General features: G+C 72.0%; 16 protein-coding genes. 7 read left to right on the top strand and 9 right to left on the bottom strand.

Going from position 1 to position 13,403, the window contains the following annotated elements; genetic code table 11:
* Positions 1 to 9: 9 nt before the first annotated feature.
* Complete coding sequence (locus tag QFW77_RS18645) at positions 10 to 195, top strand: CPXCG motif-containing cysteine-rich protein (RefSeq protein WP_280576379.1); 186 nt, start codon at positions 10 to 12, stop codon at positions 193 to 195.
* Positions 196 to 246: 51 nt separating this feature from the next.
* Here QFW77_RS18645 and QFW77_RS18640 read toward each other — a convergent pair whose 3' ends face one another.
* The gene (locus tag QFW77_RS18640) at positions 247 to 1,086 is read right to left on the bottom strand and encodes an NAD-dependent epimerase/dehydratase family protein (protein ID WP_280576378.1); all 840 of its coding nucleotides are present in this window, start codon (positions 1,084 to 1,086) and stop codon (positions 247 to 249) included.
* Positions 1,087 to 1,173: 87 nt separating this feature from the next.
* Between QFW77_RS18640 and QFW77_RS18635 the strand changes: the two genes are divergently transcribed.
* Entirely contained in the window at positions 1,174 to 1,941 is a 768-nt protein-coding gene (locus QFW77_RS18635; protein ID WP_280576377.1) for a helix-turn-helix transcriptional regulator, read from the top strand.
* A gap of 15 nt (positions 1,942 to 1,956) precedes the next feature.
* On the opposite strand, the gene QFW77_RS18630 is transcribed toward QFW77_RS18635, so the two are convergent.
* The 5 genes from QFW77_RS18630 to QFW77_RS18610 all read right to left on the bottom strand — a co-directional run bounded on the left by QFW77_RS18630 (position 1,957) and on the right by QFW77_RS18610 (position 7,194).
* A complete protein-coding gene (locus QFW77_RS18630; protein ID WP_280576376.1) occupies positions 1,957 to 3,534 on the bottom strand; it encodes a PepSY-associated TM helix domain-containing protein in 1,578 nt (525 codons plus the stop codon).
* Positions 3,531 to 3,806 (bottom strand): hypothetical protein, encoded by a 276-nt coding sequence (locus QFW77_RS18625; RefSeq protein WP_280576375.1) that lies wholly within the window; start codon positions 3,804 to 3,806, stop codon positions 3,531 to 3,533. The genes QFW77_RS18630 and QFW77_RS18625 overlap by 4 nt, the downstream gene beginning before the upstream one ends.
* Entirely contained in the window at positions 3,796 to 4,077 is a 282-nt protein-coding gene (locus tag QFW77_RS18620; RefSeq protein WP_280576374.1) for a hypothetical protein, read from the bottom strand. The genes QFW77_RS18625 and QFW77_RS18620 overlap by 11 nt, the downstream gene beginning before the upstream one ends.
* A 16-nt stretch (positions 4,078 to 4,093) precedes the next feature.
* A complete protein-coding gene (locus QFW77_RS18615; RefSeq protein ID WP_280576373.1) occupies positions 4,094 to 6,397 on the bottom strand; it encodes a TonB-dependent receptor in 2,304 nt (767 codons plus the stop codon).
* Positions 6,398 to 6,519: 122 nt separating this feature from the next.
* The gene (locus tag QFW77_RS18610) at positions 6,520 to 7,194 is read right to left on the bottom strand and encodes a class I SAM-dependent methyltransferase (protein WP_280576372.1); all 675 of its coding nucleotides are present in this window, start codon (positions 7,192 to 7,194) and stop codon (positions 6,520 to 6,522) included.
* A 51-nt stretch (positions 7,195 to 7,245) separates the two neighbouring features.
* On the opposite strand from QFW77_RS18610, the gene QFW77_RS18605 reads away from it, so the two are divergent.
* Both QFW77_RS18605 and QFW77_RS18600 read left to right on the top strand, forming a co-directional pair.
* Positions 7,246 to 7,710 (top strand): Rrf2 family transcriptional regulator, encoded by a 465-nt coding sequence (locus QFW77_RS18605; protein ID WP_280576371.1) that lies wholly within the window; start codon positions 7,246 to 7,248, stop codon positions 7,708 to 7,710.
* Positions 7,707 to 8,630 carry an NAD(P)/FAD-dependent oxidoreductase gene (locus QFW77_RS18600; RefSeq protein ID WP_280576370.1) on the top strand — a complete coding sequence of 308 codons (924 nt, stop codon included), beginning with the start codon at positions 7,707 to 7,709 and terminating at the stop codon, positions 8,628 to 8,630. The genes QFW77_RS18605 and QFW77_RS18600 overlap by 4 nt, the downstream gene beginning before the upstream one ends.
* An 83-nt stretch (positions 8,631 to 8,713) precedes the next feature.
* Here QFW77_RS18600 and QFW77_RS18595 read toward each other — a convergent pair whose 3' ends face one another.
* A complete protein-coding gene (locus QFW77_RS18595; RefSeq protein WP_280576369.1) occupies positions 8,714 to 9,784 on the bottom strand; it encodes a hypothetical protein in 1,071 nt (356 codons plus the stop codon).
* Between the two features lie 52 nt (positions 9,785 to 9,836).
* Positions 9,837 to 10,547 (bottom strand): helix-turn-helix domain-containing protein, encoded by a 711-nt coding sequence (locus QFW77_RS18590; protein ID WP_280576368.1) that lies wholly within the window; start codon positions 10,545 to 10,547, stop codon positions 9,837 to 9,839.
* 293 nt (positions 10,548 to 10,840) lie between these two features.
* Between QFW77_RS18590 and QFW77_RS18585 the strand changes: the two genes are divergently transcribed.
* Positions 10,841 to 11,050, top strand: coding sequence for a cold-shock protein (locus QFW77_RS18585; RefSeq protein WP_280576367.1), 210 nt, complete (start codon positions 10,841 to 10,843; stop codon positions 11,048 to 11,050).
* Between the two features lie 109 nt (positions 11,051 to 11,159).
* Here the strand turns inward: QFW77_RS18585 and QFW77_RS18580 are convergent, their stop codons facing one another.
* Positions 11,160 to 11,789, bottom strand: a complete 630-nt coding sequence (locus QFW77_RS18580) for a hypothetical protein (RefSeq protein WP_280576366.1) — start codon at positions 11,787 to 11,789, stop codon at positions 11,160 to 11,162.
* Positions 11,790 to 11,896: 107 nt separating this feature from the next.
* Between QFW77_RS18580 and QFW77_RS18575 the strand changes: the two genes are divergently transcribed.
* Both QFW77_RS18575 and QFW77_RS18570 read left to right on the top strand, forming a co-directional pair.
* Positions 11,897 to 12,466: a TetR/AcrR family transcriptional regulator gene (locus QFW77_RS18575; protein ID WP_280576365.1), complete on the top strand. Its 570-nt coding sequence runs from the start codon at positions 11,897 to 11,899 to the stop codon at positions 12,464 to 12,466.
* Between the two features lie 154 nt (positions 12,467 to 12,620).
* Positions 12,621 to 13,334 carry a pseudouridine synthase gene (locus QFW77_RS18570; protein ID WP_280576364.1) on the top strand — a complete coding sequence of 238 codons (714 nt, stop codon included), beginning with the start codon at positions 12,621 to 12,623 and terminating at the stop codon, positions 13,332 to 13,334.
* The last annotated feature ends 69 nt before the right edge of the window (positions 13,335 to 13,403 follow it).

The raw sequence follows: 13,403 nt of genomic DNA, 5'->3' as shown, positions 1-13,403 counted from the left end.
GAGGACACGATGGACTTCGTCGACATCGCCTGCCCCTATTGCGGCGAGACCATCCAGCTCGCCGTCGACGGCTCGGCCGGCGCGCAGCGCTACGTCGAGGACTGCCAGGTCTGCTGCCGGCCGATCGAGGTCGCGGTGGACGTCGGCGCGGACGGCGACCTGAGCGTCCGGGCGCGCGACGGCAACGAGGCCTGAGGCGCGGCGCAGCGGCCCGCCACGCGGCAGCGCCTGCGCTGCCGGCCGAACTCAGCCGCCAGGTCCGTCGGCCCGGATCCCGTCCGCGAGGCGCGGGTACAGCGCCCTGAACCCGAAGTCCTCGCGGATGCGGCTGCCGTCGAGCACCGTGGCGAAGGCCCGCGCGCGCTCCGCCTGCGAGCCATCGGGCGGTGATTCGCCCACCGCCGCGAACAGCGCGGCGAGGTCGGGAGCCTCGTCGGCGGCCACGTTGTAGATGCGATGCGTGGGGGCCGGCGCGTCGAGCACGCAGGCGATCGCCTGCGCGACGTCCGCATGGTGGGCGATCGACATGCGCTGGCCCGGCGGGAAGCCGCGCATCAACGGCACCACCTCCGCGATATGCGGATCGCCGTCGCCATACACGAACGGCAGCCGGACCACGCGCACGTCCAGGCCGTCCATGGCCAGGAGCAGGCGCTCGGCGGCGAGCTTGCTCGAGGGATACGCGTCCACCGGCGCGCAGGCGTCTTCCTCGCGGGCGGCGCTGCCGTTTCCCGGTCCGTACACCAAGCCGGTACTGGTGAACACGAACCGGCCGACGGAGGCCGCGCGTGCGGCCTCGGCGAGGTAGCGGGTTCCCAGTTCGTTCACCGCGTGTGCCTGCTCGGGCGTGGCTCCGCGGAAGAACGCGGCGCAATGGACCACGGCGTCGACGCCGCGCACCGCGGCCTCCAGCGAACCGGCATCCAGCAGGTCTCCTTCGACCAGCGCCACCTGCGCGTTGCGCAGGGAGGCGGCGCGCGCCGCATCGCGGACCAGCGCGCGCAGGCGATCGCCGCGGCGGGCGAGACGCCCGAGGAGTCGGCTTCCAACTTTTCCGGTTGCACCGGTCACCAGGATCGTCTTCATGCGGCAAGCCTAGCGCCGGGCCACCGGCATGCCTTGGAGAAAACGGCCAGCCTTGCGTGGGCGCTGTGCCGCGACCAGAATCCGTCCATGCACACGCGCCCGTACCGCCACCGCGCCGGCCCAGCGGCGGCGGCGCCCGCCCTGGCGGCGCTCCTGGTGCACGAATCCGATCGCGATCTGCCGCGGGTCGCCATTCCGCGCCCGAACATCCAGCTGGTCGTCCGCATCGGGCCTTCGGCCCGCGATGGCCTGGACGCCCATGCCCTCGGGATCCGGCAACAGGCCCACCGGAAGGTGGTGCCCGGCGGGCAGCGCGCGGTGTTCGCACGGCTGCACCTGAGCACCCACCAGGCGGCGCTCGGCGCGCCCGGCGCGGCGCTCGCCGGGCGCGTGGTCGCACTCGAGGACCTGTGGGGCGAGGCGGCGGCGCGGCGGCTGCGCGAGCGGCTCGCCGGCGCCCGGGACACGGCCGCGGCCGCCGCGATGCTGGAGCGCGCGATCGCCGAGCGCATCGCCGCGGCGCCCGCGCCCGGATCCCATGCAAGGCTGGCCGCGGAGGCCGCAGCACGGTTGGCGGACGGCAGCGTGCGCAGCGTCGCCTGCGCCCTGGGCGTGAGCGAGCGCCATCTCCGGCGCATCTTCCGCGAAACCGTCGGCGTGAGCCCGAAGGCGTTCGCCAGGCTCGCGCGGTTCCACCGGGCCCTCTCCGCCGCGCGCCGGGACGGCACCACGCACTGGGCCGCCATCGCCGCTGCGGCAGGCTATTTCGACCAGGCGCATCTGATCGCCGAGTTCCACGCCATCGCCGGCGCCACGCCGCGCGCGCTGCTCGCCGAGCTCCGGGCGGCGGGCTGACAGGACCGGCTCGCGTCAGCGCGGGGCCGTCTCCCGCCCGCCCCTGCCGGCCGCCTCCGCCCCGGGCTTCGCCCAGACGCTGTGGGGGTCGCCGGCGCGGGCGCGTCGGCGCACCGCCGCCGCCATGCGCCAGAACCCGGCCGCCATCAGCAGCGCGGTGGCGTCGATGAAGAACCGGTGCCAATGGCCGTGCACCAAGGCCGCGAACAGGGTATCGCCGGAACCGATCGCGCCGCCGACCGGAACGGCCGCCGTCAGCAACGCGCACGCCCAGAGCAGCTCGTTGGCGGCGTCCGCTGGGCGCCGCAGCAGCGCCCAGCCCAGGCACAGGAAGAAGACCGCGTAGTACACCGACGAAGCGGCCAGGGCCGGCAGCAGCGCCGCCGCCACGAACACGGCCGACACGCCGGCCACGCAGCCCAGGCACACGCCGAGCGTCAACGCCGCCATGACCCGCGTGCGCCGCGGCTGCCGGACCTCGCGGCGCTTGCGGCGCGCCTCGATCCACAGCAGGTTGCCGCTGTAGAACAGGAAGGCGCCCGCCATGCCCAGCAGGAAATAGAGCCACTTGATCGCCATCGCACCGAAGTCGCCGTAGTGCAGGTGCTGCAGGCCACGGAGGAACGCCATGCCCGGCGGGTATTCGGCGGGCGGCAGCGCCTCGATCACCGCGCCGGTGGCGGCGTTGAGGGCCACCACGCCCACCCCGTTGAGGCGTCGCTGCGGCAGCGCGCCGGAAAGCGCGACCTGCGCATTCGCATCGCCGGCGTCGTGGTAGGACAGGCTCTCCACCGCGATGCCCGGCAACGCCCGTTCGGCGCGGCGCACCAGCTCCGCCACCGGCAGCATCGGGCGGGCCTCCCCCGCCGGCGCGACATGCGGCGCGACCTCGAAATCGGACTCCAGGATCTCCAGCAACCGGCCCTGGTAGACCAGGGCCTGGAACGGCGCGAGCAGCACGAAGCCGATCGTCAGCACCGCGCCGCTCCATGCGAAGACGACGTGGAACGGCAGCGACAGCATGCCGACGACGTTGTGCGCGTCCTGCCAGAACCGCTTGACGTTGCGCCCCAGTCGCAGCGCGAACAGATCCTTGAAGAACCCGGGCGCGTAGATCACCACCCCGCTGACCAGGGCCAGCCCGTACAGGACGCAGAACACGCCGAACAGATACATGCCGAACGTGCGCGGCAGCCCGGCGGTGAAATGCAGGTCGTAGACGAACTCGACGAAGCCGGCGCGCGCGGGCGCCTGGCGCAGCGTCCCGCCCTCCATGCCGAACCGGTACTGCCGGGCGCTCGCCTCGTCGAACCAGTACAGGAGCGGGCGCGGGCCGTGTTCGCCCGGCAGGGTGACGTAGAAGTTGTGGCCGGCTTCCGGGTGCCGCGCGAGCACCCGGTCGACGAGCACCTGCGCCCCGGCGAGGCCTTGCGCCCGCGTCGGCGTGGCTTCCGCCGGGCGCTCCCAGCCCTGCAGTTCGTGCACGAACACGGTGATCGCGCCGGCGTAGAACGCGATGAACAGGCCCATGCCCGCCACCAGTCCGACCCAGGTGTGCAGCGCCAGGAAGGTTCGCAGCGTGGTCGCCTTCATGCCGGCAGTTCCGCGGCCCAGCCGAGTGTCCGCGACAGGTGGATCAGCCCGAAGCACAACAGCGTGGCGCCCCCCAGCCACAGCCACGCGCGCAGCCCGGAGCGGAACAGGAAGGCCGCGCTCATCGCCGCGATCCAGATCGGAAACGACATCAGCAGCCACGGCAGCGTCACCCGGGTCAGCGCGCCCGGCCAGTGCAGCGCCAGCAGCCCGACGATGCCGACCGTCAGCGGCAGGCCCAGGCACGCCGCGGCCAGCGACCTACCCCACATGCGGCCCGCCCCGGCGCAGCTGCCACCAGGCATCCAGGTAGGGCAGCGCCACCATTCCCGCCATCAGCGCGGTCAGCGCCGCGAAGGCGCCCGCCCACGCCCCCAGCTGCGCATGCGCCAGCGCCAACGACAGCGAGGTCGCCGCCCAGGCGGCCACGCGCAGCGCGCGCGTCCGGGCGCGCAGCGCGGGTGCCAGGCGCTGGTGCGCGCTCGCCAGGTAGAACGCCACGGCGGCGGCCGTGGCCGGCAGCAGATACGCGAGGCTGCTCATGCGCGGGCCACGGCGCTCACCAGCGGTAGTCGAAGCCGACGCCGACCACCCGCGGCGCGCCCAGGATCACGTTGGGGCTGTCGTCCGACCAGGCGTACTGGGTGTAGCCGCGATCGAACAGGTTGCTGACGAAGACGTAGGCGCTCCAGTCCAGCGCCTCGTAGCCGAAGCGGCCGTTCACCAGGGTGCGCGAGGGCAACCGGCGCGCATCGCCGCCGATGTCGGGGGTGACGTCGCTGCGGTGGTTGGCGTTGAGGTTGGCCACCCAGTGGTCGCCCAGGTGGACGTTGGCGCCCACGGCGAACGTCCAGCGCGGGGCATACGCGAACTCCGAGCCGGTGTAGTCGTTGATCTCCGCGCCGAGGATGGTCTCGAACTCGTCGTAGCGCGTGCGCGAGTGCCCCAGCGAGGCGTACCAGTCGAAGCCCGGACCGACGCGGTGGCCGGCCTCGAGTTCGAACCCGTACAGGTGCGCCTTGCCGGCGTTGACCGTGTGGTAGTCGTAGTCGTTGATGCCGAACCGTGCGGTGACCTGCTTGTCCTCCCAGTCGATGTAGTACAGGTTGGCGTTGAGGGTCAGCGCATCGTCCAGCCACCGCGAGCGCAGCGACAGCTCCGCGTTCCAGGTGTACTCCGGGTCGTATGCGAAGTTCCGCCCGCGCGCGATGTTGAAGGCGGACCCGCCGGAGCGGTAGCCGCGCTGGACCACCAGGGCGGTGGACACGTCGTCGGTCCACGCGTAGCGCAGGCCCAGCTTCGGCAGGAAGGCGGTGAAGTCGCGCGTGGATTCCGGGGTCAGGCTGTTGGCCTGCTGCACCATGCCCAGCACGGCCTGGTTGATGCCGGCGATGGCCGGCGCCAGTGCCTCGCCGAAGGCCGCCGGCTCGGGCAGGACCCCGGCGAAGTCCGCGCTGGCCACCGCGCCGAAGCGATACTCCTCGCGGTCGTAGCGCAGACCACCCAGCAGCGCCAGGCGCCGGCCCAGGTCGACCTCGAAGTCGGTGAACAGCGCCAGGTTGCGCGAACGCGAACGCCCGTCGCTGGCATAGTCGACCGGGATCACCGGCACCGCCTGCGCGTACAGTCCGGCGACCTGTTGCGCGGTCGCGGCATCCAGTCCGGCGCCCTGCAGCACCGCGGCGATGGTCGCCACCGGCGTCTCCACGTTGGTGCGGTTGACGCTGGCGTTGTCCATGTCGCGCTGCGAGCCGTAGAGGCCGGCCAGGCCGCGCAGCCGGTCGCCGGCGTAGTGCACGCGCAGTTCCTGCGAGACCGTGCCGTACTGCTCGTCGGTGTCGCCGTAGGCTTCCGGGCGCTCGCTCAGGTCGGTGTCGAAGCTGCGCCGCATGTCGGTGTCCGACCAGGCGGTCACCGCCGAAACCGACCAGCGCCCGGAGAGCACGTGATCGACCTCCAGCGTGGCGATCCGGCCGAGCGCATCCGAGCCGCCCGGGTAGTCGGAGGTGTTGATGCGGTGGTCGTAGTGGTCGGGCACGTCGTTGCGCGAGTAGGCGTACATGTACGGGCCCTGGCGGTCGTCGCGGGTGTAGGTGAGCCTCGCGGTCAGCCCCTCGATGCCTCCTGGCGTCCACAGCAGCTTGGCGCGCGCCATCGTCGATTCGCGTTCGTCCTCGCCGACGCCGCGCGTGGGGTTGTCGACGAAGCCGTCGAAGGAACGGTCCTCGACCGCCACCCGGAACGCCAGCTCGTCGGCCACCAGCGGGCCGCCCCCGGCGAAGGCGACCCGGCGGTCGGACGGATCGGACAGCAGCACCCGGGCGCGGCCGCTCCAGTCCATGGTCGGGTCCTCGGTGCGCAGCACGATGGCGCCGGCCAGCGCGTTCTCGCCCTGGATGGTCGACTGCGGACCGCGCAGCACCTCCACCTGGGCGATGTCCCACAGGTCGGTCGGCCCCACGTCGCTGACCTGGCTGGGCAGGGCCGCGCCGTCCACGTAGATGGTGGCCAGGGGGTTGGGCGCGCCGGCCTCGTTGGCGATGCCGCGGATGGTGAAGCCGCGATCGCCGTACATCTGCGAGACGTTGGCGGTCCGGTTGAGGATGTCGAACAGGCTGAGCAGATTCTCCTGCTCGATCTTCACCGATGTCGACACGGCCACGCTGGCGGCGGTGTCCTGCAGCGAGCGCTCGGACTTTTCGCCGCGGACCACGATCTCGTCCAGCGTCTGCAGGTCCGGCGCGGCGCCGGAAGGCGCCTGCCGTGGGTGCTGCGCCTGGGCGCTGGCCTGGAAGGCCACGAGCAGGCAAGCCGCCAACACCGGCACGCGCGGCCCGGCCGGGTGGGCTCGGAGGTATCGCACGGGATCTTCCCCAGGAAACGGGACCCTGAGCGGGTCGCGAGGGACGCGGCGGCAGGCTGACGTCCGACCCGGGAATCTTAAATGAGAATGGGATGCAGTTGCAACGCGAACCGGCCGGGCCGCTACGCGCGGTAGGCGACCCACCCGCGGAACGTGAAACCGGCGTAGAACAGCTCGACCCCCGCGAATCCCGCCTCCTCCAGCAGCGCCACTTCCGCCTCGGGGGCCATCACCGGGAGCCGCGCGCGCATCGCGGCGATCGCCGCCTCCGCGCCCGCGTCCAGGGTGCCCGAGGGCGAAGCGAACGCGGCATAGCGCCGGAGCCAGCGTTGCTTGCCCGCGTCGGTCGTGTCGAAGCTGTGGTGCGCGACGACCAGCGGTGCGCCGGGGCGCAAGCGCCGCCGGAGCGCCCGCAGGGTGCGCAGGCGCTCTGCCGGCTCCAGGAAATGCAGGGTCAGCAGGCACGCGGCGCCATCGAACGGCCCGGTCGGCGCGGCATCGACATACCCCTCGATCAGCTCGACCCGCGGCGCGAGATCGCCGAGCGTGGTCGCCGCCAGCGCCAGCATCGCGGCTGAAGGGTCCACGCCGACCAGCCGCCATTGCGGGCGGGCCGCGGCGAACGCCCTGAGCTCAAGCCCGCCACCCGCGCCGAGCACCAGCACGCGGCCGGCCCCGGGCACCGCCTCGGCGAGCAGCAGTTCCGCCATCCGGTGCAGCGCCAGCAGCCCGGGCACCTTGGCGACGGGGCCGGCGAGGTAGTTGGCGACCGCGGCGGGATCATCGAACGAGGCCATGCATGCCTTCCGCACTTGACGAGGGAAGCTATTTGTAACATCGTTAGTTACATGAAGCGAGACAGCCGCCTTTCCGCCGTCCTGCACGCGCTGCTGCACATGGCCGGGCACGACGGACCGATGACCTCCGATGCCCTGGCCCGCTGCCTGGGCACCAACCCGGTCGTGGTCAGGCGCACCATGGGCCTGCTGCGCGAGGCCGGGCTGGTCGCCGCCGGGCGCGGCCCTGCCGGCGGCTGGACGATCACCGCCGATCTGTCCACCGTGACCCTGCGCGACCTGCACCAGGCGCTCGGCGAGCCGGCGCTGTTCGCGGTCGGCCATCGCAGCGAACACCCGGCCTGCCTGGTCGAACAGGTGGTGAACGCGGCGCTGACCGATGCGTTCGACGAGGCCGAGGCGCTGCTGATGGAGCGATTCGCCTCGGTGTCCCTGGCCCAGCTGGCCGCGGAGTTCGCGCGGCGCCACAAGGCACACAAGCGCCGCCTGGCAAACAAAAGGAGCACCGTGGCATGACCCACGACGTCATCGTGGTCGGCGGCAGCTACGCCGGCATGGCGGCCGCCCTGCAGCTGCTCAGGGCCCGGCGCAGGGTGCTGGTCGTCGACGCCGGGCAGCGGCGCAACCGCCGGGCGACCGCCTCGCACGGGTTCCTGGGCCACGACGGCCGCGATCCGGCCTGGATCGCCAATGTCGCCCGCTCGCAGCTGGAGCGCTATCCCACACTGAGCTGGATCGAGGGCACCGCGGTGGCCGCGGCCGGCGCCGCGGACGCGTTCACCGTGACCACCGGCGAAGGCACCGGCCACCGCGCACGGCGGCTGCTGCTCGCCCTGGGCGTCTCCGACGCCCTGCCCGAGGTGCCCGGGCTGGCCGAACGCTGGGGCAGGAGCGTGTTCCACTGCCCCTACTGCCACGGCTACGAGCTCGACCGCGGCGCGATCGGCGTGATCGCCACCGGCCCGATGTCCCTGCACCAGGCCAGGCTGCTGCCCGAATGGGGCCGGGTGACGCTGTTGTGCAACGGCGCCCTCGATCCGGATCCGGCGACCGAAAGCGAGCTTTCCGCGCGCGGCGTGGCCATCGAGCGGGCGCCGGTCGCCCGGATCGAAGGGCACGCCGACGTGGTGCTCGCGGACGGGCGGCGGCTGGGCTTCGCCGGGCTGTTCACCGCGTCGCGCACCGCGCCTGCCTCCGATCTCGCCGGGCAGCTCGGCTGCGCGCTGATGGACACGCCGATGGGCACCCAGATCGAGACCCGCGACAACAGGGAAACCACCGTCGCCGGCGTGTTCGCATGCGGCGATGCGGCGCGCGTGCCCCACTCGGTCACGCTGGCCGTGGGCGATGGCGCATGGGCGGGCGCGCAGGTGCACCAGTCGCTGGTGTTTCCGCCGGCGCCTTCCCCAACCCCGGCATCACCGGCTGGCGGATAGGCCGGGACCGAGCGCGCACCGCGCGCTGGCCGGGAGCGGACGGCAGGCGGATGCCGGCAGATCTCCCGGCACGCGCCGCGCCCTCAACCGTCCGGTTCGGTCCCCGGATCGGCGCGCTCGCGCTCGCGGCGCGCGGTGTCCTCGGCCAGCAGTTGCCGGGCGGCGGCCTGCAGGCGCGCCAGGGGCACCTGGTCCGGCGCCTCGCCCAGCCTGGCGCGCAGGTCCTCGACCACCCGGCTGTTCGCATACGGGTGCGGCGTGTCGGGATCGTCGCCCTGCGCGGTGATGAAGCCGCGCAGGCGCTTTTCGCTCATCTCCCGCGCCTGCACCAGCTCGACCAGCTTGGCGCGGTACTCCAGCTCCCAGGCCTGCAATCCCGGATACCGCCCCTGGTCGGCGAAATGCTGGGCCTCGTGGCCGAGGAAGACCACGCTGAACTTCTCGCTGTCCAGCCCGTCCGGGTAGCCCGGCATCACCGCGAACAGCCGCTCGGCGGTGGCCCAGCCGCCGCTGGAACCGTAGTCGCAGCGCGCGTAGCCGGACCAGCCCAGCGAGACGAAATCGTCGAGCAGGTCGACCGCGACGCGATGGCTGCCCCCGGGCAGCGCCACGTCGAACTCCCGGGTGCGCTGGGTGCGCCACAGCATCAGTTCGCGCAGCGGCGCGGTGCGCCCGGCCAGGGCGTGGTAGCCGCGCTCGCGGAGTGCGGGAATGAGCGCGCTTTCGGCGCCATCGAAACCCTCGCCATCGGCTGCACCGCCGGCCGCCGCCAGCAGCTCCCGCAGCCGCGCCAGCAGCGCGTCCTCCAGTGCGGCACGCTCGGCCGGGGCCGCCAGCGCGTGCCACCAGTAGCGCCGGTAGGCGTCCAGCACGTCGCGCACGAACGGATCCTCGATCCGGTCCGCCAGCCACGGCGGCCGCGCCCGGTCGAGACGGCCCAGCATGCAGGCGCGCTGGTCGCGGTCGGCGCCGTGGAAGCCGCCGGCCGGTGCGGCCGTGAGCAGCTCCACCGCGCGCCGCGAGTCGCCGCGCAGGATGGCGCCGTTGGCCGCGTCGAGCGCCGCGCGCGCGGCCGGGCTGCTCTGCGGCGGCGCGGCGGCCTGGGCAGCCGACAGGGAAAGGCACAGGCAGAGGGACAGGATCTGTGGACGCATCGCGGGCTTCCCGTTCGCGGCCGGCGCCACGCTGGCGGCCGGTCTGTTGGTGTCAGGCCCGGGATTGCAGCAGGCGCGCGCCGGCGCCGTCTTGAACGGATTTGAGCTGCCGGCGCAGCCGCGACGGCGGCGCGCCGGTGCGCAGGCGGAATGCCCGCGTCATGTGGCTCTGGTCGGCGTAGCCCACGCCCGTGGCGATACTGGCCAGCGGCGCATCGCCGGCCAGGGCCAGCAGCGCGCGCCGCCAGCGCAGCTCGCCGCGCAGGGCCTGCGGCGCCTGGCCGTGGCTGCGCGCGAAGCTGCGGCTGGCATGCGCGAACGAGACGCCCAGGTCCGCGGCGATCTCGCCGACCGGCCGGTCGTCGCGCGCCAGCGCCTCGAGGAATGCGGGCTGCCAGCGCTGCAGCGGCCGCCGCGGCAGCGGCGCCGACGCCTCCAGGAGCGCGGGCAGGTGTTGCGGCGCGCGCAGCAGCAGCTCGCGCGCCTCGCGCGCATCCGGGGCGAGGAATGCGCCGGTCCCGCACCACACCGGCCCGGGCAGCTGCGCGTTCGCCACGCGCGCGCCGCCGCGGCCGAAGCGGTTGCCGTGGGCGTGCCAGGGCGGATGCACCACCAGGGTGCCGGGCTCGCAGTCCCAGGCCCCGTCGACGCTGCATTCCACGTGGCTGCCGTCGACCACCAGCGCGACGTAGGCAGCCCGGTGACGGTGCGTGGCCAGGGCGCCGCCGGCGTCGTGGCGGGTCTCGTAGCAGGGGCTGCACATGCCGCGGATCATCCCCCATGGCGGCGCCGGCGCCACCCTCCGGAAGTCACGGCCGGGCCCGGGCGAGGGGGCCAATGCGGGGCCGGACCCGAAAGTGCTGTAGAGTGCAGCCACTGTTCAAAGCGGGATCACGGTACATCGTGGCTCCGATGCGGTAGATCACCGGTTCCAGGGCCGTTGCCGGCCTTTCCAGACGATCCACTCCATCGCTTCGTGCTACCCCTTGCTCGATACAGTCCCGGCACCGCATTTCGCGGGCCGTGCTTCCCTCAATTGATCCAAGGAGTAACACCATGTCCGATCGTCAGACCGGTACCGTCAAGTGGTTCAACGACGCCAAGGGCTTCGGCTTCATCACCCCGCAGAGCGGCGACGACCTGTTCGTCCACTTCCGTTCCATCCAGGGCAGCGGCTTCAAGTCCCTGCAGGAAGGCCAGAAGGTCTCGTTCAAGGTCGCGCAGGGCCAGAAGGGCCTGCAGGCCGAGGAAGTCCAGGTCGAGTAACCGTCCAGCGACGCTTGCATCGCACCAGCGACACCGGGACCCCGGGCGGCGACGCCCGGGGTCTTTTGCTTGGCCTGCGGCCGCGAAGCCGAGACATCGTGCTCACCGGTCACCGAGTGCGTGGGGCGTCGCTTTCGGCGGGTTTCCTGTCCAGTTGGGTACGCATCCACTCCGGAAACTCGCGTTCCAGAAACGTCTTCCGGAAACGCGACTCGTCTTCGCTGCCGAGCCCGTCGCGGAGCGCGAATCGATACGTCCAGCTGACGAGGGTCCTGTCCGGCGCTGGTTGCGTGCGGACGAACTCACCCACGGCATACGCCACGTCGCGGAATTTCGGGCTGGTGTAGTTCCAGACCACATACCTGAAGCGTGACCCGGCGTCGCTGGATTCGGTAAGCAGTACTTCTTCGACGGCATGGGAGCCGTCGGTCTTGCAGACGAGTCTGCGTGCGCCGACGCTGCCGTAGGGGCCCTCCGAAAGCCTGTACGTGCCGCTGACGCCGGCCAAATGCTCGGTCGCGTCGATGCGCAGCGGCCGGTTGGCGGCCCGCATGACCGCTGCGAGGGGCTGGTCGATGACGTTCTCTTCCGTGACGCTCAGCAGTTCTTCGAATGGTGCGATATCGGGACGGGGAGGATCGACAAAGCCGGCGGGGGGCTCACACGCCGAGCCCGGGGCGGCGAACGACAGGCCGGCCAGCGTGAGGGCGATGACTCCGCGGTATTCCGGTTTGCGCATGCGAAGTATCTTAGGCAGACCCGGCGCCCCGTGACTATTCGCATATGAAGCGGAAGCGAACCGACTCGCTCGACCCCCGGAAAAAGCCCCAGCAGCGACGCTCGCGCTTGACCATCGACGCTATTTTCGAGGCGACCATTCAGGTTCTGCTCGCCAACGGGCTCGAAGCCATCACCACCGTGCAGATTGCCGACCGGGCGGGAGTTTCCGTCGGCTCGCTCTATCAGTACTTCCCGAACAAGCGCGCATTGCTGGCTGCCGTGGTCCAGCGGCACGTGGGCGAGGTGGTCGATGCCACGATCCAGGCCTGCCGGGCGGCACACGGAACCGACATTCGCGAGATGTGCGCGGCGATGATGTCCGCGTTCGTCGATGCCAAGACGCGCAGGCCGGAAGTGTCGCGAGCGCTTTATTTGCCCTCCGCAGCCGTCAATGCCGACGCCATCGTAAGAGAGGAATCGATCCGATGCGCGCAGGCCGTCCAGCAAATGCTGGTCACGGCGTGCGACGCTAGTTTCACGCAGGCGCCATTGGTCAGCAGAATACTGGTCGGCTCCATCGTGGCGCCCACACGGGCGGCCATCGAAGCGGGCGGCGATCGTGGAGACTTCGAGAGACTGAAGCTGCATCTCACCGCGCTCACCGTGGGTTACCTGAGAGAGGTGTCGGCAAAATGAAGCGGCCGCGCCCGCCAGGCATGAGAGGTCACGGCCAACGCACCCGGACCTGGGCACGGCGTTCCCTCGTCGCCGGACCCGTGGGGTGCGATGACTGCGCCCGGCCGATCTGCCAGACTGCGCGCCCTTCGCGACCCCGGCGGCGCCCCCGGCCATGCGCCTGAACAAGCACATCAGCGACACCGGCGCCTGTTCGCGGCGCGAGGCCGACCGCCTGATCGGCGCCGGCCGGGTGACGGTGAACGGCCAGCGCGCGCGGGTCGGCGCGGAGGTCGGCGAGGGCGATCTGGTCATGATCGACGGCCAGCCGCTGCAGCCGCGCGCGGCCGCCCCGGGCAAGCGCCGCCACGTCTACATCGCGCTGCACAAGCCGCCGGGCATCACCTGCACCACCGAGAGCGCGGTGAAGGGCAACATCGTCGACTTCGTCGACCACCGGGAGCGCATTTTCCCGATCGGCCGGCTCGACAAGGATTCGGAAGGCCTGATCCTGCTGACCAGCAACGGCGACATCGTCAACGCCATCCTGCGCGCCGAGCACAAGCTGGAGAAGGAATACCTGGTGACCGTGAACCATCCGCTCACCCAGGAGATCCTGCGCGGCATGGCCCGCGGCGTCCCCGTCCACGGGCAGCTCACCCTGCCCTGCCGGACCGGCCCGCTGGGCAAGTTCGGGTTCCGGATCACCCTGGTGCAGGGCCTCAACCGCCAGATCCGGCTGATGGCGGCGCACTTCGAACTGCGGGTGAAGCGGCTGGTCCGGGTGCGGATCGGCCCGGTCAAGCTGGCCCACCTCAAGCCCGGCCAGTGGCGCAACCTGACCGACGCCGAGCTGCGCGCGCTGCTGCCGGGCCAGGCGGCGTTCTGAGTCCGCATGCGCCGCCCGCCTTGACGGCCGGGTCACGCCGCAAGAACGATTCGTGCACCTGGCTAAACC

The organism is Luteimonas endophytica (assembly GCF_029887875.1).
Taxonomy (GTDB): Bacteria; Pseudomonadota; Gammaproteobacteria; order Xanthomonadales; family Xanthomonadaceae; genus Luteimonas; species Luteimonas endophytica.
This window is presented reverse-complemented; position numbering and strand designations above follow the sequence as displayed.